This window comes from Rhodothermales bacterium (assembly GCA_041391505.1).
In the GTDB taxonomy this organism is placed as follows: Bacteria; Bacteroidota; Rhodothermia; order Rhodothermales; family JAHQVL01; genus JAWKNW01.
On sequence record JAWKNW010000012.1, the window covers coordinates 144908 to 169166 of the forward strand.

Sequence of the window (24259 nt, forward strand, 5' to 3'; positions counted from 1 at the left end):
GGCAAGTTTCTGCTCACTCGTCCCCAAACCACTCCCCGAAAAATGCCACCACCCGGTCGAAGCTCCCGATCATCTCGATGGGGTTGTGGCCGGCGCCCGGGTAAAGGAAATATTCGAAGTCGGGCGACGTACGCCCCAGGGCGGTCATGGCGTCGATCATCGCCTGGGCCTGGCTGACGTCGACCGTCTGGTCGGCCGTGCCGTGCTGGATCTGGAGGGCGGGCATCTTGCCGGCGAAGAGGACGGGCGAGCGGCGGACGAGTTCGGGGCGGACGTCGGCGATGGTGAGCTGGCCGGCTTTCAGGGGCTGGATATAGGTGGCGTTGAGGTGGTCGAACCCCGGAAGGTCGCGCGGGGTGCCGCGGAGGGCGTCGCTGAAGATGTCCTGGACGTAGGGGCCGAAGAAATCGGTCGGGCCGAAGAAGGCCGAGATGGCGTCGATGCCCGGCCGGCGGGCGCCCATCAGCATGGCCACGCCGGCGCCGCGGCTGAAGCCGAGGAGGCCGATGCGGCTGGTGTCGGCGACGGGCGTCACGGCGGGGAGCGCGTCGAGGAGCGCGAGGGCGTCGTCGACGTCGCGGTCGAGCGGGCTGGGGGCGCCGGTCGAGGTCAGCGCGACGCCGTCGTAGATGAGCGGCTCGCCGCGAAAGGACGGGACGACGAAGATGAACTGGTCGATCAGCTGGTTGACGCCCAGGGAAAGCAGCGGGATCGTCTCGTCGATGCTGACCCCTTCGTCGCCGGCGTGGGCATACATGAACACGGGCAGCGGGTCCGTGGCGCCAACCGGGACCGCGACGGCGGCGTAGTGGGTGCCGTCCAGAACATGGGAGATCACATAGAGCACGCTCTGCGCGCCGGGCGTGATCTGGATGGTGTCCTGGCGAAGGATGGCGAGGCCGGCCGCCGCGACGTCGCGCGCGGCCCAGGTGGCCTCGGCCTCGGCGATCTCTGCCGGCGTGGCCGGCGCGAACAGCACGTCGAGGTCGACGCCGCCGATCACCCGTTCGTCGCCCGGCGACATGGTGTCGCATCCGGCGATCAGGAGCAGGGCGAGGGGGATGGCGTAGCGGATGGTCATGGCAGGACGGGGTCTATGCGCTCGCCGCGGGCGCCGCGGCGGTGCCGGCGGTCGGTTCGGGCAGAAAGTAGTGCACGATGCCGGCCATCATCAGCATGGAGAGCGCGCCCATCACGGTGTTGCTCAGGTAGCCATACTGCGTGTAAGCCGTGCCGGCGAGGCCGCTCGCGAGGCCCATCCCGATCTGGCCGATGGCGATGCTCAGGCTCATCAGGCTGCCGCGCCGCTCGGCCGGCACCAGCGAGGTGATGAGCGATTGAAACGGGCTCATGCGCATGGCGATCATGATCATCGCGAGGGCGAAGACGCCGAAGGCGACGGCTCTCCCGGTGACGACGAAGGTCGTCAGGATCATGATAAGGCTCAGTCCGAGGCACGACGAAACGATGAGCGGCTTGCGCCCGATGCGGTCGGAAAGCTGGCCGGCCATCGGGCCCGTCATCACGTTCATCAGCCCGCCGAACAGAAACAGCAACACGATATCGTTATTGGCCAGCCCGATCTCGTGCTCGAGCCAGGTGGGCAAATACACGAGGTAGATGCCCATGCTGGCGAACATCAGCACATAGGCGAGCGTCGCGGCGGAGATCTTGCGGTCGCGCAACAGGGTCGCGTAGTTCGAGAGCGCCCGCCCGATCGTGAGGCGGTCGGTGTTGCGGACGACGTCGGGCTGTGGCACGTAGCGCCATACCAGGAAGACGGCGAAAATCATCGTGATCCCGAACAGCACGAAGGGCCACTTGAAGCTGTAGAGGCCCGCGAGAAACTTGCCGAGCGGGATGCCGGCGATCTGCCCCACCGCGGCGGCGCTCATCACCCAGCCGTTGGCCCAGCCGCGTTTTTCATAGGGGAAGTAGTCGCCCACGTAGGATACCGCGGAGCCGCTGAGCATCCCGCCGGCGACGCCGGATAACCCGCGCACGATCAACAGCGAGCCGAACGAGGTCGCCGCGGCGTGCAGCATGAGGGTGATGGACATCGCGCTGCAGCCGAACAGAATGATGCGCCGCCGGCCGATTTTGTCCGATATCGGCCCCACGATGAGCGCGAAAACGCCGAGCATCGCCGCATAGATCGTCACCAGCCAGCCCAGGTGCGCCTCGGGGATGCTGAGCTCCCGCGCGATGTTGGGTAAGATGGGCGAAACGATGATCACCTGGCTGCTCGCCGAGAACATCATAAGCCACAACGCGGCGAGCACGAGGCGAGGGCTGGACGACGAAGCAGAGGATGACATACGGTGGATTATGGGGGGCGCGCGGTAAGAAAGGAAGAATCGTAGCGGCGAAACGCGGCGAAGGCTGCATATGTTGCGACACACATCATTTTTGGGGGAAAGACGGGGTTGCGCTCATCTGTTAGCCTGCGCACGGGCGACAGACGAGATCGGGGCCGCCGCGCCGCATTAACGAGCCTTAATGCTGAGGTAATACAACGGTAACACGCCTGATCTACCATTGCCGCCGACAACGAGAGAACGGCGTGCTACGCATCCACGCTTCGTTATCGCGTATGCCCTAACCAACCAACCTGTATGAACGTGCGCATCAACGCCCATCGATTCCCGATCCTGTTCGGGCTCTTATTACTCATCGCTGCGCCGGCAGCCGCCCAGAAGGGCGCCATCGCCGGCGTCGTCGTCGATACCGAAACCGGCGAAACGCTGATCGGCGCCAACGTCCTCATCGACGGCACGATGAACGGCGCCACGACCGACTTCGACGGCCACTACGAAATCAAGGGTATCGACGCCGGCCGCTACACCGTCGTCTTTTCCTATATCGGGTACAGCCCGGTCACGGTGACGGACGTCGAGGTGATCGCCGGCCAGACCGTACGCCTGGACATGACCCTCAGCGCCGAGACCATCGGGCTCGACGAAGTGGTCGTCGAGGCCCGGGCCCTCAAGAACACCGAAGCGTCGCTGCTTCGCGAGCGCCAGAAGGCCACCGCCGTCAGCGACGCCATCAGCGCCGAGGCCATCTCGCGGTCCGGCAGCGGCGATGCCGCCGGCGCCATGACCAAGGTGACCGGCGCGTCCGTCGTGGGCGGCAAATACGTCTACATCCGCGGCCTCGGCGAACGCTACTCGAGCACGCAGCTCAACGGCAGCTCGCTGCCCAGCGCGGACCCCGACAAGCAGGCGTTTCAGCTGGACCTCTTCCCGGCCAGCCTGCTCGACAACATCGTGACCACCAAGACCTTCACGCCCGACAAACCCGGCGCCTTCACCGGCGGCCTGGTCAACGTCGGCACGAAGAACTTCCCGGATGCCTTTACGCTCCAGTTCACGACCTCCTCGTCGTACAACGACCAGTCGAGCCTCGCGGATAACTTCATCAGCTACGATCTGGGCAACCTCGACTGGCTGGGATACGACGACGGCGACCGCGACATCCCGGCGATCTTCAACGATCCCAACCTCGTGATCCCGACGGAGATCGAGGCCCGGTTCGACCCGGCCAAGGCCGAGCTGCTCGACAACGTCTCGCGCGCCTTCCGCCCCGAGATGGAGCCCACCGTCGCCCGCGCCCCGGTCAACAGCGGGTTCTCGATGGCCTTCGGCAACCAGATTCCGCTCGCCGGCCGGCCGCTCGGCTTCACCGCCAGCCTGACCTACAACCGGTCGACTTCCTTCTACAACAACGGCAATGCCGGCCGCTACGAACTCGTCGGCGGCACCGTCCAGCAGATCGACCAGCTGACCGCGCTGCGCGACCTCTCGGATACCCGCGGCTCGCAGGAAGCGAACTGGGGCGGCGTGGCCACGCTGGCCTACAAGATCCACCCGAAACACGAGCTTTCGGCCACGTACCTGCGCACGCAGAACGGCACGTCGGACACCCGCTACCTCGAAGGCTTCTGGCAGGACCTGTCCGGCAACTCCACGTTCCAGACCCGCGTCCTCGGCTACCAGGAACGGAGCCTCAACTCGCTCCAGCTCAAGGGCCAGCATGCGATGGGCCCGATGCAGGCCGAGTGGCGCGCCTCGTTCTCGAAGAACGAGCAGAACGAGCCCGATCTCCGGTATTTCTCGAATCACTACACGGTGAACGGGACGGACACCACGTTCCAGAAGCCGGCCTCGCTCTACCCCTCGCCGGCGCGCTTCTTCCGCAAGCTCGATGAGCAGAACAACGAGTTCGGACTCGACCTCACCGTGCCCTTCCGGCTCGCCGGCCTGAGCAGCAAGGTCAAGTTCGGCGGTTCGTATGGCGACGTGAGCCGCGCGTTCAGCGAACGCCGCTTCGAATACCGCACCGGTTCGGGCTTTTCGTACGGCTCGTTCGCGGGCGACAACAACGCCTTCTTCTCGTCGGTCGGCATCATCGGCACCTCGACCGCCGGCCGGCCGCAGTTCGGCAACTACATCACCGACGCGTCGGCCCTGAAGAGCAACTACACGGGCGACCAGACGGTGGCCGCCGGCTACCTCATGACGGACCTCCTGCTGACGCGCAAGCTGCGCTTCATCGGCGGGGTGCGCCTCGAGTCGACCCGGATGACCACGCAGAGCGCGGACACGACGCTGGCCGTGGGCCGGCTGAGCAACGACGACGTCCTGCCGTCGGTCAACCTCGTCTATGCGCTGACCGACAACATGAACCTCCGCGCCGCCGTCACGCAGACGCTGGCTCGCCCGACCTTCCGCGAACTCGCTCCGTATTCGACGTTCGACTTCGTCGGCGACTTCGTCTTCTCGGGCAGCTCGACGCTGAAGCGGACGCTGATCACGAACTATGACCTCCGCTGGGAGTGGTTTACGCGCCCGGGCGAGATCATCGCCGTGAGCGGCTTCTACAAGGCCTTCGAGAACCCGATCGAGCGCGTCATTCTGACGAGCGTCGGCAACAACTCGATGTCGATCCAGAACGTGCCCACCGGCCGCGTGGTCGGGGCCGAATTCGAACTCCGCCGCCGGCTCGACGCCCTCGTGCCGGCGCTCGAAAACGTCGAGATCGGCGGCAACCTCGCCCTGGTCCACTCGGAAGTGGACATCCCGGAGGAAGAACTCGTCGTCATCCGCGCGGCCGACGCCAACCCGTCGACCACGCGCCCGCTGGAAGGCCAGTCGCCGTACGTCGTCAACGTCGACCTCACCTACCAGAAGCCGGAGTGGGGCTCGGTGGCCAGCATCTACTACAACCTCTTCGGCGACCGCCTCCGCGTGGTGTCGGAAGGCGCCGCCCCCGACATCTTCGAGCGGGCCCGCGGCACGGTGGACTTCATCTACGCCCAGCGCATCTGGCGCGGCGTCAGCCTGAAGTTCGCGGTCAAGAACCTCACCGACAGCGACGCGCTCATGAGCCAGTCGTTCAAGGACGTCGACTACATCTACCAGAAATACGAATCCGGCCGGACGTATTCGCTCAGCTTCACCTACAAGGTGGAATAACGCCGGCATACGACCTGCCTGTTCTTTCGGACAGCGCGACGGGGTGGCTCATACGAGCCGCCCCGACGTGTTTCCGGGCCATGTTAACGCAGCATTATCGAATCGTTGCGGCAGTGTTACGACCCACACGGCGCTCCGTCGCCGGCGAACATCGCCGCAGTCATTATCTGTACATCAACCCGCCTACATTCATGCAACGGCTACTGCTTATCGCATTTTTTCTGCTGATGCCCCTCGCGGCGCAGGCGCAAACCGAAATCCGCGTAACGGACGCGGACATCCCCGACGGGGCCACGGTGACGTGGACGTCGGATAACACATACATTCTGGATGGTATCGTCTTCGTGAACCCGGGGGCGACGCTGATCATCGAGCCGGGCACGGTGATCAAGGGCGAAGTGGGCCAGGGCAACGAGGCCTCGGCGCTGGTGGTGACGAGCGGCGGCACGATCCTGGCCGAAGGGACGGCGACGAACCCGATCATCTTCACGTCGGTTCAGGACCCGCTCGACGGCAGCCTGACGTACCAGGACCGCGGCCTCTGGGGCGGCGTGGTAATCCTGGGCCAGGCCTCGACGAACAACCCGACGGATGGGGGGATCAAGGAAGTGGAAGGGATCAACGAGGTGGTGGCCGAAGGGGACACGCGGGCCCAGTACGGCGGCGAGAACGACGCGCACAGCTCGGGGATCTTCCGCTACGTGTCGATCCGCCACACGGGGATCAACGTGGGCGACCAGGCGGGCAACGAGATCCAGGGCCTGACGCTCGGCGGCGTGGGCTCGGGGACGGTGATCGAATACGTGGAGTCGTTCGCGAGCGCGGACGACGGGTTCGAGTTTTTCGGCGGCACGGTGAACACGAAGTACCTGGTGTCGGCCTTCAACGAGGACGACTCGTTCGACTGGGACGAAGGCTTCCGCGGCAAGGCGCAGTTCTGGTTTGCGATCCAGGCGAACGACGTCGGTGGCCGCACGGCGGAGCAGGACGGGGCGACGGGCAACGAGTTTTTCGAGCCGTACGCGATCCCGCAGCTTTCGAACGTGACGTACATCGGTCCGGACGCCGGGACGGCGGAAGGGGACGGCGCCGAGATGCTGATCTTCCGCGACAACAGCGGCGGTAAGTACTGGAACTCGATCTTCACGGAATACAGCTCGGCGACGGGCGCGCAGGGTATCACGGTGGAAGTGGTGGACGGGGACGCGAACAAGCCGGCGGACAGCGAAGACCGCATGGCGAACGGGGACCTGGTGCTGGCGAACAACCTGTGGTGGGGCTTCGGGGATAACTCGCTGGGAGCGATCGCCCCGCAGGACTTCGTGCAGGCGCACCTTGCGGCGAACAACAACCGGATCTCGGACCCGCAGCTTCGGGGCATCAGCCGTGAGGCGGATGGCGGTCTGGATCCGCGGCCGGCGGTGGGCAGCCCGGCGTGGGATGCGGCCGAAGTGGCCGACACCGGCGACGCGTTCTTCACCCCCGTGGCCTATACCGGCGCCTTCGGCCTCGGCAACTGGCTCGACGGCTGGACCGCCCTCGGCAATCTCGGCTTCACGGTAGGCACGGCCATCGAACCGATCGCCGGTGAAGTGCCGACGTTCTTCTCGCTCGAGCAGAACTACCCGAACCCGTTCAACCCGACCACCACGATCGAATTCAAGCTGGCCAGCGCCGGCCCGGTCCGCCTCGCCGTCTACGACGTGCTGGGCCGTCAGGTAGCGCTGCTGGCCGACGGAGTGCAGCCCGCCGGCACCTACAGCGTCCAGTTCGACGCGAAGGAGCTCGCCTCCGGCATGTACTTCTACAAGCTGGAAGGGTATGGCGCGAGCGCCGTCCGTAAGATGCTGCTCGTGAAATAAGGCGAGCGATCCTCCGTACGGGATCCGGGATGCTGGATGCAGGACGCGTGGATGGCAACATCCAGCGTCGTGCATCCAGCATCTTTTTTTATGCCTCAATCAAAGCGGCCAACAATTCCCTAACGCACCGCTAATACCTGCATAACGGTCGATCCCTATCTACAAGGCACGACCCCTCGCATCCACTGGATGCGCCTCTCGGACGAACCCCGGGCTACGGCACCTATGATCGGCGGACCGAATCGATACAGAAGTATCTGGATTTCGGATTTCCATCTGGGCACGCGTCACATGAAGGCGGACGCCCTGCTCGCGTTTCTGCGCTGCAACGAGTCGGACTACCTCTACCTCGTCGGCGATATCTTCGACGGCTGGGCGCTGGGTAAATCGTGGTACTGGCCGCAATCGCATAACGACATCGTCCAGAAAATCCTGCGAAAGGCCCGGAAAGGCACGCGGGTCATCTATATCCCGGGGAATCACGACGAGTTCGCTCGGCAGTTCGCCGGTCAGCATTTCGGCGGCATCGCGACGCGGCTCAATGCCATCCACACGACGGAAGATGGCCGTCAATTTCTCGTCATGCACGGCGACGAATTCGACGGAGTGATCCAGTACGCCCGATGGCTGTCGGTCCTGGGCGCCCGCGCCTATCAACTGACGCTGAGCGCCAACTACTGGTACAACCGGCTGCGCAAAGGGCTGAACCTCCCCTACTGGTCGCTTTCGAGCTACCTGAAGTACAAAACCAAGCGCGCGGTGCAGCATATCGCGCATTTTGAGCAGACCGTGGCCCGGGAAGCGCACACGTATGAAGTCGACGGCGTCATCTGCGGCCATATCCATCACGCGGAGATGCGCGCGATAGAGGGCGTCCAGTATTGCAACAGCGGCGACTGGGTGGAGAGCTGCACCGCGCTCGTCGAGCATGTGGACGGCGCCCTGGAGATCGTCCACTGGCCGCATGCCGGCGTAGACTTCGCGCCGGACGATCTCGCGGCGGAGGAGGAAAAAGACGATCCGGACCCGATGCCGGGACTTCCATCCGTGTTGAATGGTATCTTACAGCACTGAGCGTTTGCATCCTTCAGAAACACCCCCCACCGTCCCGTTTTCCGGACCTATGCATCCATTAAATTGCCTTTTTGTCGTTCAGGGCGAGGGGCGCGGGCATATGACCCAGGCGCTGGCGCTGAAGGCGATCCTGGAGGACGCCGGCCATGGCGTCGCCGCCGTGCTGCTGGGCCGGAGCAGCAACCGGCGCGTGCCGGCGTTTTTCACCGAGAAAATCGGCGCCCCGATCATCCCGTTCGATAGCCCCACCTTCGCGCTCGACGAGAAGCAGCAATCGGTGGACATGGGCGCCACCATCCTCCAAAACATCAGAAAGGGGGGCGCCTTTCGGGCCAGTCTGGACGCGATTCACGACGCCATCGAGACGCACCGGCCGGACGTGATCGTGAACTTCTTCGAGCCGCTCTTCGGCGCCTACGCGCTGCTCTATCGGCCGGCCCCGCCGATCGTGTGCATCGGCCATCAGTACATGTACCATCATCCAGTCTATCCTTTCCCCGCCGGCATGTGGGCGCAACGCCTGGGCGCGCGGAATTTTACGCGGCTCTCCTCGTTCGGCGCGACGCGCCGGCTCGCGCTCTCCTACTACCCGGCGCCGGCCCGGCCCCGCCTCGCCGTCGTGCCGCCGCTCCTCCGCCCCGAAGTGTTCGCCCAGCCCCTGGACATCACGGATGAGGATGCCTTCTACCTCATCTACCTGCTCAATCGGGGCTATGCGGACGAGGTGATCGCCTGGCACCGCGAGCACCCGCATCGCCGGCTGCACTGTTTCTGGGACAACCCGGATGCGCCCGCTGAGTGGCACTATGCGAGCAACCTGACCTTCCACGCCCTGAGCGACGTCAAATTCCTGAGTATGATGGCGCGATGCGCCGGCCTGATATGCACCGCGGGATTCGAGTCGACCTGCGAGGCCATGTATTTCGGCAAACCGGTGCTTGCCGTCCCCGTGCGGGGCCACGTCGAACAGTACTGGAATGCGCAGGACCTGGCCGGCTTCGGCGGCGGGGTCTACGCCGCCTCCTTCGAGATCGACGGACTGGAGGAAGCCACCCGCGCCCTTCTGCCCCCCACGCACATCTTCCGGGCCTGGGTCGATCAGGCTCCCGAGCGCTTCCTGCGCGAGATCGAGCAGGTCGCCGCCGCGCGGCGCGCGCCGGCGTTCCCGTAACGCGAAAAGCCCGACATCCTACGAGATATCGGGCTTTCGCGTACGAATGCTACGCATCAGCATCCCTAACCAGCGCCCAAGGTACGGCCCGTGTCCCCCTGCCGATGAAAGGAACTGTTAAGGCCGCATTACCGAATCGTGAAGGACGCGCATAACCCCCGGTGCGCCGGCGTGCCGCGGCCTCAGGTTTTCCCCCACGCACGGTATCTCCCGCCGCCCTGTTCTCGTAGGGCGAAAGAGTGCGTTAATTGATCCGTGCGCATTATTTGGGGACGTGAGTCCCGGCAAGCCAACGGAGGTGACGCCATGAGACCATCATTCCTGTACGGATCGTTTCTCACCGGCCACTCGGCCAGCTACGGGCATCTATCGAATAAGTCGGACTGGGCCGCGCAGCATGAGCTGGAATTTCTCGGCAAACGGTTTTCCGAGCGCGCTATCCGGTTTAGCGGATATAATCTGACCTACGGTCTGGCGCTTCCCGCCGGCCTCATCCTGGCGCTCGGCATCGTGCTGATCGCGTTCCGCATCCCCTACAACCCGACCGGCGGCTACACCATCGTGGAGGTCCGGCAGGAGCTGGTGGCGCTCGAAGAAATCCAGCAGACGCGCCAGGAGCTGCCGCCGCCGGCGCCGCCCCGACCCCCGGTGCCCATCGAGGTGCCGAACGACGTGCTGCTGGAGAGCGAAGACCTGTCGCTCGACGCCGCGCTCGATCTGGATGAGGCCCTGCTCGACGTGCAGCCGCCACTGCCGGCTCCGCCGCCTGCGGAGGTCGTCGAAGAGGAGCCTGAAATCTTTGTCGCGGTCGAGCAGATGCCCGAAATGATCGGCGGCGTCGCCAGCCTGATGAAAGACGTGACCTACCCCGAGATGGCCCGCAAGGCCAGCGTCGAAGGGAGCGTCATCGTCCAGATCGTCGTCGACGAAGAAGGCATGCCGCGCGATCCGGTGATCCTGCGCTCGGCCAGCGAACTGCTGGACGAAGCCGCCGTCAAGGCGGTGATGCTGCAGCGCTTCAAACCGGGACGTCAGCGCGGTCGCGCCGTCAAGGTCAAGATGGCGATCCCGGTCATCTTCCGTCTGAAAACACCCGAAACCAAGTAGGCCGTGTCTGAAAACCGTTCGGGTTGGCCCGGAGCATCCAAAAAAACCTTTCATACAGCGTTGGATCCTGAATCGCGGTCAGGATACGGTTCGGTCTGAACGGTTTTTCGGACACTACCTGGTCCCGCAACCGGCATCATGCGAGAAAGCCCCGGCGTCTGTCAGCACCGGGGCTTTTTCGTGCAATCAGGGAAATGGACGTGCGCGGTTGGGATAGGCATACCCAACGTACGACGCGCGCGCCCGGTCTGTGCTACCCGCAGGTTAAATCGCTGTTAGCGAAATGTTGCCCGGCGCGGTATGCCGGCGGGGCGCAACACGTCTTGAAGGTAGATGGGGATGAGAATCTGCCGAACCGTTTTATCCTGCCGACGACTGACGTATCTTCGCCCCGTCAAGTCAGAAGGAATCCCCGCCTGAGTGCTGCATGAAATACCGCTGGGTACTGCGTCCCTATGAGAAGCCGGAAATAACGGCCCGGCTCCAACGCGAACTCAACGATCTGCCCGAGGCCCTTGTCCGCGCCCTCGTGCTGCGCGGCATCGAGGACTTTGAAACGGCCCGCCATTATTTCCGCCCCTCCCTCGACCATCTGCACGATCCGTTCCTGATGAAGGATATGGATGCGGCGGTCGACCGCATCGTGCGGGCTATCGAGACCGGCGAGCCCATCCTGGTCTTCGGCGACTACGACGTGGACGGGACGACGGCTGCCGCGCTGATGACCCGGTTCCTTCGGAAGCAGGGGGCCGACGCGATCTACTTCATCCCGAATCGCATCGAACACGGCTACGGACTGAACGCCTCCGCCATCGACCTCGCCGTGGCGGAAGGGCGGACGCTCATGGTGGCGCTGGATTGCGGCATCACGGCGCACGAGGAAGCCCTCTACGCGCGCTCGCGTGGCGTCGACCTGATCGTGTGCGACCACCACAAGGCGCTCGATACCGTGCCGGAGGCGGTCGCCGTGCTCGATCCGAAGCGCAACGACTGCACGTATCCGTTCAAGGAGCTCTCGGGCTGCGGCATCGGGTTCAAGGTGGCCCAGGCCGTGCTGGCGCGGCGCGGCCGGCCCGCCGAGGACGCATACGCCTACCTCGACCTCGTCGCCATCTCCACCGCCAGCGACATCGTGCCGCTCGAAGGGGAGAACCGCATCCTGATGATCGAAGGGCTGAAGCGGTTGCAAACCGAGCCGAGCCTGGGCGTGCGGGTGCTGGCCCGCTGCGCCGGCGTGGAGCTGAAAACCTGCACCACATCCGACATCGTCTTCGGTCTCGGGCCCCGGATCAACGCCGCCGGCAGGCTCGGCGATGCGAGCCGGGCGGTGGCTCTGTTTCTGGCCGAGACCGAGGCGGAAGCCCAGCCGCTGGCCGACGCGCTCGAAAAGGTCAACCTCGAACGACGCACCCTGGATCAGGAGACGGCGCGCGAGGCGGCGCTCCTGGCCGAACGCCAGCTCGGCGGGCGGTTTCCACATGCCGTCGTGGTGCACCGGGATACGTGGCATCCCGGGGTGATCGGCATCGTCGCCAGCCGGCTCGTCGAGCGTTTCTATCGCCCGGCCGTGATGCTGGCCACCGTCAACGACCAGATCAAGGGCTCCGCCCGATCGATCAGCGGCATCAACATCTACGACGCCCTCAAGGGCTGCGAGGATCTGCTGAAGACGTTCGGCGGGCACGACTTCGCGGCGGGCCTCGCGCTCGAACCCGCCAACCTCGAAGCGTTCCAGGCCCGGTTCAACGAGGTCGTCGGCTCCATGATCACGGCCGACATGCTGAACCCCGCGATCCAGATCGACGCGACGCTGGACCTCCGGCAGGTCGACGGCGTCCGGGGCCGGTTCTGGTCCGTCCTCAAGCAATTCGCCCCGTTCGGGCCGGCGAACCACAAACCGGTCTTCCACGCCCGCGACGTCGTCCTCGCCGGCGATCCCCGGCGCATCGGGCGCGACGGCAACCACGTCAAGTTCAGCGTGCGCGGAAAGGCCGCAAACGGGATGCCTCTGGACTCGATCGGATTCGACATGCGCGATCACTTCGACACGCTCCTCACCAGCCGCCGCCAGGGCAAACCCATCGAAATGCTGTTCTCCCTCGAAGAGAACACCTGGAACGGATCCACCTCCCTCCAGCTCAAGACGCGCGATCTGCGGCTGCAGGAATAGGGGCTGAGAGTTCAAGGGTTGAGGTTTAAGGTTTAAGGACGCGGCCGGTCGAAGCCCCCAATTCCCTTAAACCTTGAACCTCAAACCTCGAACCATCACCCTTAACCTTTTCTTCACGCTGACCGATACCCTCCCAGAGCCGGCTTGACCCAGCGGGTGGCAGCACACTCGGGGCCGGCTGTTTTCGAATTCTCTTATGCGATTGCCCGTGAGATCCGGGCCCTGGAACGACGTAATGTTGAGCATCTGATCGCCTGTCACACCCATCCTCGACCGGCGCCTCGCCGGCTGATGGCGTGCCCCTCTACGCAGTCAGGACGCCCCTCTGGATTGCGGATCACCCCCTCCCGCATGTAATCCCCTTCAATTACGACGAAAGACCAGCCATGGCTACTCCGATCGCTACGATCCGTGGGCGGCGGTGTGTGTGTTGGAACGGGCGACGTGCCTCCTCCGCGTCGCTGGGATTTGCCGCACTCTTGTTACTTCTGCCCTCCCCGGCCCTCGCGCAGAGCGCCGCTTCGTTTGAAAAACACCCCGTCGCTCTCGGGTTCGACGGGATGCACGCCGTAGAGGCCGCCGATCTGGATGGCGACGGCGATGTCGATCTCCTCGGCGCGGCAATGAACGCCAGCGACATCGTCTGGTGGGAAAACGCCAGCGGCGATGGAGAAACCTGGAGCCTGCACCTCGTGGCCGATGCCTTCGCCAGCGCCCGCTATGTCTTCGCGACGGATCTGGACACGGACGGCGATCTCGACCTCGTCGGCGCGGCGGCCATCGCGGATGCCATCGCCTGGTGGGAGAATACCGACGGCGTCGCCGGCGCGTGGACGATGCACACGGTCACGGACAGCTTCGACTTCGCGATGCACGTGCGCTCGGCCGACATGGATGGCGACGGCGATCCCGACCTGGTGGCCGCGGCGCTCAAGGCCGATGCCATCGCCTGGTGGGAAAATACCGACGGCGCGGCCGGCGCCTGGGTCGAACATGCCATCGATACCGCCTTCAACGGCGCGCGGCACGTGGCGCCGGTCGATCTCGATGGCGACGGCGACATGGATGTGCTCGCCGCGGCAGACGTCGGCGACGAGGTGGCGTGGTGGGAGAATACGGACGGCGCCGGCACGGCATGGAGCAAACACGGCATCGAGGCCGGCTTCGACGGGGCGAATTCCGCGCACCCGGTCGATGTCGACAACGACGGCGACCTCGACATCATCGGATCGGCCGATGCGGCGGATCAGGTCGTGTGGTGGGAGAACGACGGCAACGCACAGGGTTGGGCGCGCCACGTCATCGACCCGGCGTTCAACGGCGCGTTTTCGACCTTCCCGGTCGACCTCGACGGCGACGAGGATGTCGATGTCGTGGCCGCGGCGGCGGAAGGCGATCTGATTTCGTGGTGGGAAAATGTGCTGGGCGACGGCACGGAGTGGGTGGAGCACCCCATCGAGTCGGTATTCGATTTTGCCACGCACGTCTGCGCGGTCGACATGGACGGCGACGGCGACCGGGATGTGATCGGCGGGCGTTTCGGGGGAGAGGTCAACTGGTGGGAGAACACATCGGACGTGCCCGTGCTGCCGGTCGAGCTCACCCGGTTCGACGCGGTGGCCTCCGGCGACCGGGTGACGCTCCAGTGGGAGACGGCCTCCGAGACGGGCAACGCCGGCTTTGAGGTCCAGCGGGGTCTCGACGGCCGTTTTTACCCCCTCGCCTTTGTCGACGGCGCCGGCACGAGCAGCGAGCCCCGGCGTTACGCCTTCACGGTGTCGGGCATCGAGGCCGGCCGGCATGCGTTCCGGCTCAAGCAAATCGATTTCGACGGTGGCTTCAGCTACAGCCGGGAGCAGACCGTATTCGTGGGCGTGAACGGACCGTACAAGTCGGCCTCGGTCTATCCCAACCCGTTTAATCCCAACGCCGAGTTCACGCTGACCCTGGGTTCGCCGCAGCACGTGCGGGTGGAGGTGTACAACACGATGGGCCAGCGTGTCGCGCTGCTGCATGAGGGTGCACTGGATGCCGAGCGGCCTTATGGCTTTCAGTTCGACGCGGCCGGCCTGCCCGGCGGGTTGTATCTGTTCCAGGCCTCCGGCGAACGGTTCTCCACCACCGAGACGGCCCTCCTCGTGAAGTGACGGCGTTCCAGCGCGTCTCCGATACCCCTGCGGGTTGCCCCGGAGCCGGGAACGCGTCTCCAACGCGGCGCTGATCCGGCCTGTACGAGGTTTTAGACCGCGTCTACTTCAGCAGCCTGAGCGTGCGCTGCTCCTGTTCGAGTTCCTCGCGGATCTGGCCGCTGAGCAGCAGGCAGATGCCCTGCAGCGATGCATCGCGGATCGCATAATACACGAACAACCCGCTTTTCGACCGGCTGAGCAGGCCTTCCCGGGCCATGAGGTTGAGGTGCTTGCTGGCGTTCGCCTGGTGGATGCCCGTGGCTTCGACCAGCTCCTGGACGTTCATTTCCCCGTTCTCGGCGAGCGTATTGAGCAGATGCAGCCGCGCCGGCTCGCCGAGCACGCGGAGTCGCTGGGCTATACGGTCGGTGAGGGCGTCAGGAAACAGTTTGCGGTCGGTGGAAGACATGGAAACGTGGCGGGGCGGTCAGGAGACCGGCACCATGAAACACCGGCAGAGGAGGATGTTCTCGAAGGAGCCTTTGGGGTCGCCGGGGTAATCGATCTTTTCATCCGAGACCAGGAACGAGTCGTAGAGCCCGACTTCCTGGCGTTCGACCAGCTGGTGCGCGCGGCGGACTTTCTCGTCGCGCTGCGTGATCCAGCATTTGCGGTCCACCTTGCCCGTGCTTTTGAAGTTCTCGAGGCGCGTCTTGTTTTCGGCCGTGTGGAGGAACGTGTCGGTGACGAGCCAGGCGATGACGAAGGCCTCGAGCCGGCTGTAACCGCGGCACGTGGAGGCGATGCCGTCGGTGATGCGGTCGATGGCCGGCCCGTAATCCAGCATGCGGGTCTGCGCGTAGGGCCCGAGGTGGATGGGGTCGATCTTCGGCGGACGATTGAGGAAGCGGGTCGTCCGTTTCAGAAAGCCGAGCGAGTCTTCTTCATCCGGGTCGAGTTCGTCGTTCGGATCGTAATCCAGCGGAAGACACCGGCTGATGACGCGGTGCACATCCATCTTGAGGATGAGCTTGAGCTTGTCGATCAACTGCCGCAACGCTTCTTCGTTGCCGCGGTTGATGACGATCTTGACGTTGTAGACTTCCGTGTAGATGCTGTAATCGAACGCGCCCGTCTCCATGCCGTTGAGCAGGAACGCGCTGATCTGAGGGTCGATCTTGTCTCCCAGACCACGTAGCAGCAGTGAAAGTTCGTGACGCATGGGCGTCCAGATAGCGGGCTATAATCAAAAGTGCCGTGCGCGCTGCAGCCGGCAAGAAGTGGATCGAATCGGCTTCGTCGCGCACGGTCGTATGGCGCGCTTCATCACGGGCGGCGCAGGAGCCCTCCGGTCAGTCTCGACACGCACCATCGGAGAGTAGAATAGGTCCATATCCTGATCGGCACGATGACGCGGCGCGAGAGCCTGCGTCACAACCAGGATAATGTACTCCCTGACAGGGTGGCGAAAGGTAAGGTATCGCCGGCTTTGCAAAAACTGTAAGTCTGTTCTTTATCGTAATCTTTACGAAATACGCCCTTTCCGGATAATGCGGCCAAAAGGGATGCAATTATCGGTATAATCGTCGTCGCGTGCGCGCCGGATCGCGCGCCGTTCCCGTCCATCCATTCCGAACTTCGCCTGGGTCCGGTCTCGAAGCGGCGGCGGGGCGCGTTGCTTATCGTCGAAATAATTTGTAAATCCGGGAAGTTTTGGGCGATTACGGCCGTCCGGCGTGCTGCATAGTCGAGGCTGAGCAGCGCCGAGACCTTCCCGTCGTCGTCGTGCCTTGCTTTCTTTCCCACCAGGCGTCACCCCTATGAACGTCGTCTTTACCTGGCTCGATTGGTTCTGGGTCGTCATGTTCCTGTTGCTCATGATCGGCAGCGGGATCCTGTTCTACCGGCTCGGCAAGCGATCGGAGTCGGACTTCTTCCTCGCCGGCCGCGGGTTGCCGTGGTGGCTGCCCGCTTCGTCGGTCTATGCCACACACACCGCCACCGACACGCCGATGTGGATCACCGGGGTGATCTACAAATACGGGATGGCCGGCATCTGGTACACCTTTTTCTCCGCCTGGGCCGCCATCAGTTCGTTCGTGTCGACGCGCATCTTCCGGCGATCGCTCGCCTACACGCAGGCGGAGTGGAACGTCATCCGCTTCACGGGGCTCGGCGCCGAGATGATGCGGGGCTGGATGGCCGGCTGGCAGGTGTTCATGAACATGTTCATCCTGGGCTGGGTCGGCATCGCGATGGGCAAGGTCTGCCACTTCCTGTTCGGCTGGGATCTGTGGATCGGCCTGGTGTTTTTCTCGGCGGTGTGCGCCATCTACGTGCTCGCCGCCGGCTACTGGGGGGTGGTCATGGCCGACTTCCAGCAGGGCATCATCGCGTTCCTGGTCATCATGATCGTCTCGATCTGGGGCATCGTCGAGGCCGGCGGGCCGACGGGCATCGTCGAGAAACTGACGGCCATGGGCGAGACGCAGCGCATGGACCCGTTCGCGTTCACCGGATGGTTCAGCGGCGACCTGCCGGGCGCGTGGGTGCTGACGATGATTTTCATCGCCGTCCTGGGTGGATTCGGGATGGGCACGACGATCGATTGGTACGCCGAAGCGCAGCGCATCCAGTCCGCCCGCAGCGTCCGCGACGCGAGCTACAGCATCTGGTGGGGCACGCTCGTGGGGCTCATCCGCAACTCGGTGTGGGCCGTCGCCATCCTGGCGTTTTACGTACTTTTCCCCGACATCACGGAGGTGTCCGAATACGAGTTCGGATGGTTCCGGCTGGGGTTCGACTACCTGCCGGCCGGCATGATGGGCTTCTTCTTCGCCGCCATCATCGCCATCCATCTCTCGACGATTTCCTCCCACCTGAACCTGGGCGCGCTGTACGCCACGCGCGATCTCTACCATCACTATTACAAGCCTGAAGCGAGCGAAAGCGAGCTGGTGTGGGTCGGTCGCTGGTCGACGCTGGTGCTTCTGCTCGGCTCGTTCTTTTTCGGGCTGATGATGGAGGATATCACCTCGTGGCTCATCTTCGCGATCTGGATCATGGCCGCCGGCATCTGGCTGCCGAACATCCTGCAGGTGATCTGGTGGCGCTTCAACGCCTGGGGGTATCTGTCGGCCTGGATGGCCAACCTGCTCCTCAGCTGGCTCGTCGTCTGGATCCTCCCCGAGTTCGGCGTGTTGCCGGAGTTGCCGGATTACCAGCAGTTCTGGCTGTTGATGGTGCTGGGCGCCTTCGTCTACCTCCCCGTGACGTTCCTCACGCCGGCGGAGCCCATGGACCATCTCGTCAAGTACTATGTGCAGGCCCGGCCCCTCGGATTCTGGGGACCGGTGCGGCGCGAGGCCCAGCGCCGCGGCCTGATCTGACCTCCTTCCACGCAACCCGTTTTGCCATGCCGCTAATACGACGCACCTGGACGGCCGCCGAGGCCGATGAATGGACGCGCGAGGACTGGATCACCATCGTCATCTCGCCGATCGTGTTCGTGCTCCTCATGGTGGGCGTCGCCCTCGCCTGCCTGTACCAGTGGGAGGGGTACCTCATGACGGCCGCCGGCGTGATCCTGCTCATCCTGATGCACTGGATCATCGACCCCAAACTGAAAGCCATCTCCGAGGAATACGAGAAAAAGCAAAAAGCCTATCTCGAAGATCTCGAAGCCAACGCCCGCTGGCAGGATGGCTGAGCGGTTCAAGGGGTGAGGTTCCAGGTGCAACGGGAGCGGTTGGATCCCTACCCCCGAGGCCCTACTCCAGAACCTCACGCCTTGCCTTAAACCTTGTACCTTGAACCTTAAACCCTTAACCCATGGACCAGGGACTCGCAACCGTCATCGGAATGAGCATCGCCTATTTCGTGTCGCTCCTCGGGATGGGGCTGGCGTATCGCTCGTATCGCCGGCACCACGGCGCTGACAAGACCTGACACCCTTCGCCATCGTCGTTCACAGTTCAACCGCGGCCGCTTATGGGCACTTCGTTCTGGGGGATCATCATTCCCGCCTTCGTCTTTCTGTTTTCCTTCGTCATGACGCTTCTGCTCTACCGCCATTTTGCGAACCAGCAGGAGCACTGATCCGATGATGCACGGCGTGCGACTGGTTCGGGTCATGGCCCTCGCGCTCCTTCTCGGTGCGGCGCGGAGCGCCGGCGCGCAGGCGCCGGCGATCGATCCGGTGCTCCAGCAGCGCATCGCCGAACGCGTCGCCCCGTTCCGCGGAGACGTCGGCGTCTATGTGCGGCACCTGCCCACAGGGCGAGAAGTGCGCATCAACGCCGACTCGCTGTTCCCCACGGCGAGTATGATCAAGGTCCCGATCCTGCTCAACCCGTTCGATGCGATCGAACACGGCCAGCTGCTCTATCACCAGCCGCTCGTCTATCGCGACTCCCTCCTGTACGAAGGCGAGGACATCCTCGGGTCGTTCAAGGATGGCGAGACCATCCTGCTGAGCAAGGTGATCATGCTGATGATCACGATGAGCGACAACACGGCGAGCCTGTGGCTCCAGCATCTCAGCGGCACCGGCACGGCGATCAACGAATGGCTCGCGAACGCCGGCTTCACCGCTACGCGGATGAACTCGCGCACGCCGGGCCGGCGGGCCGACTGGGAGCGGTACGGCTGGGGGCAAACCTCGCCCCGCGAGATGGCCGAGTTGCTGGTGATGATCCGCGAAGGACGCGCCGTGAGCGCCGCCGCCAGCGACGAGATGTACCGCGCGCTGACGCGCATCTACTGGAACGACGAGGCGCTGTCCCAGATACCGCCCTACGTCCAGGCCGCCTCCAAACAGGGCGCCGTAAATCGGTCGCGCTCGGAGGTCGTCCTGGTCAATGCGCCCCACGGCGACTATGTATTTTGCGTGATTACGAAGAACCAGGTGGACGAAAGCTGGGCGGAAGACAACGAAGGATTCGTATTGTTACGCGATGTTTCGAGGATCCTGTGGGAGTACTTCGAACGTTAGACGACCCATTCCATTCTCTCTGAGTCTACCCCGGTTCCGTTATGACGCCCCCCCAGGCGATGCTCCGGTTGTTGGCGCTGTGCCTCGGCATGGTCTTCCTCGCGGCGTGCGGCGGCCGGGAAGCGTCCGTCGTAAAGCCGGCCTCCACCGCCGCCATGGCGTTGCGCCATTCGCGGGGCGAGCTGGACGATCCGCGCATCCGGGAGGCGTCCGGGCTCGCCGCGAGCCGGCTGCATCGGGGCGTCCTCTGGCTCCACAACGATTCCGGCGACACGACGCGCGTCTTCGCCATCAATACCCAGGCCCGGTTGCTGGGCACCTACTATCTCTCCGACGCCCGCGCGCGGGACTGGGAAGACATCGCGATCGGCCCGGGCCCCGACCCCGACCTCGACTACCTCTACGTGGGCGATATCGGCGACAACCAGATGCGGCGCAAGTACATCGTCGTATACCGCGTGCCGGAGCCGGACGTGCGTCCGCACCAGGAGGCCGTGGAAGCCTCGCTCGACGGCGTCGAAACGCTGGCCTTCGCCTTTCCGGACGGACCGCACAACAGCGAGACCCTGATGGTCGACCCCGCCACCGGCGACATCTACATCGTCACCAAGGCGCTGGGGCGGCAGTCGGTCTACCGCGCGGCGTATCCGCAGCGCCGCGATACCCTGACCGTGCTCGAAAAGGTGACCGAGCTGCGGTTGCAGGGCAGCGGAGCGCTGACGCAGCTCGCCGTGGGCGGCGACATTTCTCCCTCCGGCCGCTGGACGCTCATCAAGAGCTACGATGTCGTCTATCAGTGGGATAACGGGACGGCGCCGTGGTACCGGTCCGATCCCATCGCGTTGCCCTACGTGCCCGAGCCGCAGGGCGAGGCCATCGCGTGGGCGGCCGACGAGTCGGGCTACTTCACGATCAGCGAAGAGGCCGGCGGCGTGCCGGCCGTGCTCTATTATTACGCCCTGTCGCCCCGAGAGGGCACGTTTCGCAGCACGCGGCTGCGCGACTGACGTCCGGTTGGATCATCCAGAGGCCCGTCCCTATCTTGGGTCCGTCGCGCGCAGGCCACCGCGCGGTCGATCTTTCATCATCCCATCCCTACTCCCATGCGACTGCAAAAGCTTTACGCGTGCCTGATCCTGGCATGCGCACTCGTGGTGTCCGTCCGTCCGGCGTCCGGCCAACAGAATTTCGACAACGTCCAGATCGAGACCATCCCGGTCTCGGACAACGTCTACATGCTCGTCGGCTCGGGCGGCAACATCGGGGTCTCCATCGGCGACGACGGGACGTTCATCATCGACGACCAGTTCGCGCCGCTCACCGAAAAGATCAAGGCGGCCATCGCGGCGATCACGCCGAATCCGGTGCGGTTCGTGATGAACACGCACTGGCATGGCGACCATACCGGCGGCAACGAGAACATGGGCAACGGGGGGGCGCTGATCGTCGCGCACGACAACGTGTACGAGCGGATGAGCACCGAGCAGTTCCGCGACGCAAACAACACCACGCCGCCCTCGCCGAAAGCCGCCCTGCCGGTGGTCACCTTCGCCGAAGACGTCAGCTTCCATATCAACGGCGGCACGATTCACGGCATCCACGTCCCGCACGCGCATACCGATGGCGATGCGCTGATCCATTTCCAGGAGGCCAATGTGATCCATATGGGCGACACGTTTTTCGCCGGCCGCTTCCCCTACATCGATCTCGGATCGGGCGGGTCGATCGACGGCGTGATCTCGGCGGTGAACCGCGCGCTCGCCATCGTCAACGACGATACGAAGATCATCCCGGGCCACGGCCCGCTGTCGACGCCGGCCGATCTGCGGACCTATCGCGACATGCTCACGAAAACGCGCGCCTCCATCATGCAGCTCGTCGCCGAAGGCAAGACGCTGGAAGACGTGCAGGCGGCCAAACCCGTGGCCGACTATGAGTCCTGGGGCGCCGGCTTCATCAACATGGAGCGTTACGTCGAGATCGTCTACACCGACCTGTCCTCGCGATAAGGCGGCGCGCGGCGCTGGTGGCTGAGCGGCGTTCGGGAGCAGGAGTGAAAGAGCGGCGCAGCCCTGCTCCCGAACCGCATCCCCGCTCGCGCGATTGGTTCATGGGCGATGGCACCCTACATTACCGCCCTCGTTCCTCGATCCCGGCAAACCAACGCCCTCCTGCGGAGTAGCAGCCGTATGTTCGCATTTTCTACCCTGCGCCGTCGTAGGTGCGCTGCGTGTCCGGACATGCGGTTCGCTGGCCTTTTGCTCTTCCTCGCGTTTTGCGTCACGTTGTTCTGGGTTCGTCCGTCGATGGCGCAGACGGCGACGGTGCGCGGCTTTGTCACGGATCAGGAAAACGGCGAGGCGATGCCGGGCGTCAACGTGCTGCTCGACAACGAGAACGGCGCGTTCTTCGGCACGGTGACGGATAATGACGGCGTCTACACGGTGTCCAGGGTGCCGGCCGGCCGGTATCTGATGAGCGTCTCCTACATCGGCTACGCCCCCTATCGGGATACCCTGCTGCTGCGGCCGGGGAGCATTCACACGATCAACGTGTCGCTGACCTACGGCGAGACCGAGATGGAGGAGGTGCTCGTCGAGGCCGAGCGCGTGGGCGGGTCGGCCCGGGTGACCGCGGGGCTGCAGACGGTGCGCCCGGAGGACATCAAACTCGTGCCGGCGCCCGACGTCTCGCGCGACCTGGCCACCTATCTGGGCACCATGCCGGGGGTCGTATCCATCGGCGACCGGGGCGGGCAGTTCTTCATCCGGGGCGGCGAGCCTTCCCACAACATGGTGCTGCTCGACGGGATGTATGTGCACCAGCCGTTTCACATCCTCGGATTCTATTCGGCCTTTCCGTCGGACATCATCAACCGCGCCGACGTCTACGCCGGCGGGTTCGGCAGCCAGTTCAGCGGACGCATCTCGTCGGTGCTGGACATCTACTCGCGCAACGGCAACAAGAAGCGGGCCGCCGGCTCGGTGTCGATCGCCCCGTTCGTCAGCGGCGCGACCTTCGAGGCGCCGCTGAAGCGCGACAGGGTGTCCATTCTCGGGTCGTTCCGGCAGTCGGTGATCGAACAGGGCGCCGATCGTTATCTCGGGCAGCCGCTGCCGTACAACTTCGGCGACGCCTTCGGCAAGCTGCACATGGTGCTCAACGAGAACCAGCAGCTCTCGTTCAGCATCCTCACAACCCACGATGCCGGCACCCTCGGCGAGCCGAGCGTCGATCGCGTACTCGACGAGGTCCGGTGGCACAACACGGCCTACGGGATGCGGTACCTCTTCCTGTCCGGGTCGAAGCCTTTTCTCGGGGAACTCCTGTTTTCGATCTCGCGGATGAGCAACGAACTCGGCCCCGTGGAGGACCCGGTTCGCGTCTCCTCCTTCAACAGCTTCAACTACGCCGTCAACTTCACCAATTTCATCGGCCGCACCGAGTGGAAGTACGGCGTTTTCGCCCGCGCGCCGTCGCTCGAGGCGCAGCTCGGGGGCCTCTATCAGGATCTGGAGCTGGGCATCGGCCGGCGCCACAAGATCGGCATCTTCCTCGAGCCCGACATCCACATCTCGTCCACCCTCCGCGCCCGCGTCGGGGTGGTGGCGCAGCTGTTCACCGGCAATGAAATCAACCGCTTCTTCGAGCCGCGCGCCCGCGTCGTCTGGGAACGCGGCAACCACGAGGTCAGCGCCGCCGCCGGCAAGTACCACCAGGAAGTGATCGGCCTCACCGACCGGCGCGACGCCACCAACGTCTTTACCGCCTGGGTCAGCGCGCCGTCCGTGGACCTCACCGAGGCCTATCACTCGGTGGCCGGCTACCGCTACCATCCGAACGACTGGCTGGAGATCTCCACCGAGACCTTCTACAAGTACTTCACGAATATCTGGATCGCGGAATGGACCTCCTTCCCGCGCTTTACCTCGCGCATGCAGCGCGCGGACGGACGGGCCTTCGGGTCGGACATCCGGATCGAGGTGCGCCGGCCCCGGCTGTACGCGTATTTCAACTACGGACTGTCTTCCGTGCGGTATAACGCCAAACAGGCGACGCTACCGATCTGGTACGGCGTGGAGCGGCTCCGCTTCCGGCCCCCGCACGACCGCCGGCATCAGCTCAACGTGCTCGTCAGCACCAAGATCAAATCGTTCGACGTGAGCGCCCGCTGGAATTTTGGATCCGGCCTCCCGTACAACCAGATCATCGGGTTCGACGGTTTTCTGCTCATGAACGGCATCCAGGACATCTTCAATACCGTCGACAGCCGGCG

18 protein-coding genes are annotated in these 24259 nt (G+C 64.4%); 13 read left to right on the top strand and 5 right to left on the bottom strand.

The window, feature by feature from the left end:
• Positions 1–13: 13 nt before the first annotated feature.
• Together R2834_13300 and R2834_13305 are read right to left on the bottom strand one after the other, a co-directional pair.
• Positions 14–1081 (bottom strand): prolyl oligopeptidase family serine peptidase, encoded by a 1068-nt coding sequence (locus tag R2834_13300; GenBank protein ID MEZ4701306.1) that lies wholly within the window; start codon positions 1079–1081, stop codon positions 14–16.
• Between the two features lie 13 nt (positions 1082–1094).
• Positions 1095–2318, bottom strand: coding sequence for an MFS transporter (locus R2834_13305; GenBank protein ID MEZ4701307.1), 1224 nt, complete (start codon positions 2316–2318; stop codon positions 1095–1097).
• A 297-nt stretch (positions 2319–2615) separates the two neighbouring features.
• On the opposite strand from R2834_13305, the gene R2834_13310 reads away from it, so the two are divergent.
• The 7 genes from R2834_13310 (at position 2616) to R2834_13340 (ending at position 15008) form a co-directional block, all read left to right on the top strand.
• Positions 2616–5477: a TonB-dependent receptor gene (locus R2834_13310; protein ID MEZ4701308.1), complete on the top strand. Its 2862-nt coding sequence runs from the start codon at positions 2616–2618 to the stop codon at positions 5475–5477.
• A gap of 191 nt (positions 5478–5668) precedes the next feature.
• Positions 5669–7339 carry a T9SS type A sorting domain-containing protein gene (locus tag R2834_13315; protein MEZ4701309.1) on the top strand — a complete coding sequence of 557 codons (1671 nt, stop codon included), beginning with the start codon at positions 5669–5671 and terminating at the stop codon, positions 7337–7339.
• A 225-nt stretch (positions 7340–7564) separates the two neighbouring features.
• On the top strand, positions 7565–8413 hold the full coding sequence (locus R2834_13320; protein ID MEZ4701310.1) for a UDP-2,3-diacylglucosamine diphosphatase: 849 nt from the start codon (positions 7565–7567) through the stop codon (positions 8411–8413).
• 49 nt (positions 8414–8462) lie between these two features.
• On the top strand, positions 8463–9584 hold the full coding sequence (locus R2834_13325) for a glycosyltransferase family protein (GenBank protein ID MEZ4701311.1): 1122 nt from the start codon (positions 8463–8465) through the stop codon (positions 9582–9584).
• Positions 9585–9890: 306 nt separating this feature from the next.
• A complete protein-coding gene (locus R2834_13330; GenBank protein ID MEZ4701312.1) occupies positions 9891–10691 on the top strand; it encodes a TonB family protein in 801 nt (266 codons plus the stop codon).
• Between the two features lie 427 nt (positions 10692–11118).
• Positions 11119–12861, top strand: coding sequence for a single-stranded-DNA-specific exonuclease RecJ (gene recJ / locus R2834_13335; GenBank protein ID MEZ4701313.1), 1743 nt, complete (start codon positions 11119–11121; stop codon positions 12859–12861).
• Between the two features lie 479 nt (positions 12862–13340).
• Positions 13341–15008 (top strand): FG-GAP-like repeat-containing protein, encoded by a 1668-nt coding sequence (locus tag R2834_13340; GenBank protein ID MEZ4701314.1) that lies wholly within the window; start codon positions 13341–13343, stop codon positions 15006–15008.
• A gap of 103 nt (positions 15009–15111) precedes the next feature.
• Here the strand turns inward: R2834_13340 and R2834_13345 are convergent, their stop codons facing one another.
• The 3 genes from R2834_13345 to R2834_13355 form a co-directional block, all read right to left on the bottom strand.
• Positions 15112–15459 carry a metalloregulator ArsR/SmtB family transcription factor gene (locus R2834_13345; protein ID MEZ4701315.1) on the bottom strand — a complete coding sequence of 116 codons (348 nt, stop codon included), beginning with the start codon at positions 15457–15459 and terminating at the stop codon, positions 15112–15114.
• 18 nt (positions 15460–15477) lie between these two features.
• The gene (locus R2834_13350) at positions 15478–16212 is read right to left on the bottom strand and encodes a hypothetical protein (protein MEZ4701316.1); all 735 of its coding nucleotides are present in this window, start codon (positions 16210–16212) and stop codon (positions 15478–15480) included.
• Positions 16213–16421: 209 nt separating this feature from the next.
• Positions 16422–16796 carry a hypothetical protein gene (locus tag R2834_13355; GenBank protein MEZ4701317.1) on the bottom strand — a complete coding sequence of 125 codons (375 nt, stop codon included), beginning with the start codon at positions 16794–16796 and terminating at the stop codon, positions 16422–16424.
• 14 nt (positions 16797–16810) lie between these two features.
• Here R2834_13355 and R2834_13360 point away from each other — a divergent pair, with 14 nt between their 5' ends.
• The 6 genes from R2834_13360 to R2834_13385 all read left to right on the top strand — a co-directional run.
• On the top strand, positions 16811–18379 hold the full coding sequence (locus R2834_13360) for a sodium:solute symporter family protein (GenBank protein MEZ4701318.1): 1569 nt from the start codon (positions 16811–16813) through the stop codon (positions 18377–18379).
• 26 nt (positions 18380–18405) lie between these two features.
• Positions 18406–18699: a hypothetical protein gene (locus R2834_13365; protein MEZ4701319.1), complete on the top strand. Its 294-nt coding sequence runs from the start codon at positions 18406–18408 to the stop codon at positions 18697–18699.
• A 393-nt stretch (positions 18700–19092) separates the two neighbouring features.
• Positions 19093–19983: a serine hydrolase gene (locus tag R2834_13370; GenBank protein ID MEZ4701320.1), complete on the top strand. Its 891-nt coding sequence runs from the start codon at positions 19093–19095 to the stop codon at positions 19981–19983.
• A 41-nt stretch (positions 19984–20024) separates the two neighbouring features.
• Positions 20025–20990 (top strand): hypothetical protein, encoded by a 966-nt coding sequence (locus R2834_13375; protein MEZ4701321.1) that lies wholly within the window; start codon positions 20025–20027, stop codon positions 20988–20990.
• Between the two features lie 96 nt (positions 20991–21086).
• Positions 21087–21992 (top strand): MBL fold metallo-hydrolase, encoded by a 906-nt coding sequence (locus tag R2834_13380; GenBank protein ID MEZ4701322.1) that lies wholly within the window; start codon positions 21087–21089, stop codon positions 21990–21992.
• A gap of 231 nt (positions 21993–22223) precedes the next feature.
• A partial coding sequence (locus R2834_13385; protein ID MEZ4701323.1) for a carboxypeptidase regulatory-like domain-containing protein occupies positions 22224–24259 on the top strand: 2036 nt, incomplete at its 3' end.

Coding starts and splice junctions, on each gene's coding strand:
- R2834_13300 (MEZ4701306.1), bottom strand. CDS start 1,081: ATGACCATCCGCTACGCCATCCCCCTCGCCCTGCTCCTGATCGCCGGA.
- R2834_13305 (MEZ4701307.1), bottom strand. CDS start 2,318: ATGTCATCCTCTGCTTCGTCGTCCAGCCCTCGCCTCGTGCTCGCCGCG.
- R2834_13310 (MEZ4701308.1), top strand. CDS start 2,616: ATGAACGTGCGCATCAACGCCCATCGATTCCCGATCCTGTTCGGGCTC.
- R2834_13315 (MEZ4701309.1), top strand. CDS start 5,669: ATGCAACGGCTACTGCTTATCGCATTTTTTCTGCTGATGCCCCTCGCG.
- R2834_13320 (MEZ4701310.1), top strand. CDS start 7,565: ATGATCGGCGGACCGAATCGATACAGAAGTATCTGGATTTCGGATTTC.
- R2834_13325 (MEZ4701311.1), top strand. CDS start 8,463: ATGCATCCATTAAATTGCCTTTTTGTCGTTCAGGGCGAGGGGCGCGGG.
- R2834_13330 (MEZ4701312.1), top strand. CDS start 9,891: ATGAGACCATCATTCCTGTACGGATCGTTTCTCACCGGCCACTCGGCC.
- recJ (MEZ4701313.1), top strand. CDS start 11,119: ATGAAATACCGCTGGGTACTGCGTCCCTATGAGAAGCCGGAAATAACG.
- R2834_13345 (MEZ4701315.1), bottom strand. CDS start 15,459: ATGTCTTCCACCGACCGCAAACTGTTTCCTGACGCCCTCACCGACCGT.
- R2834_13350 (MEZ4701316.1), bottom strand. CDS start 16,212: ATGCGTCACGAACTTTCACTGCTGCTACGTGGTCTGGGAGACAAGATC.
- R2834_13360 (MEZ4701318.1), top strand. CDS start 16,811: ATGAACGTCGTCTTTACCTGGCTCGATTGGTTCTGGGTCGTCATGTTC.
- R2834_13365 (MEZ4701319.1), top strand. CDS start 18,406: ATGCCGCTAATACGACGCACCTGGACGGCCGCCGAGGCCGATGAATGG.
- R2834_13370 (MEZ4701320.1), top strand. CDS start 19,093: ATGATGCACGGCGTGCGACTGGTTCGGGTCATGGCCCTCGCGCTCCTT.
- R2834_13375 (MEZ4701321.1), top strand. CDS start 20,025: ATGACGCCCCCCCAGGCGATGCTCCGGTTGTTGGCGCTGTGCCTCGGC.
- R2834_13380 (MEZ4701322.1), top strand. CDS start 21,087: ATGCGACTGCAAAAGCTTTACGCGTGCCTGATCCTGGCATGCGCACTC.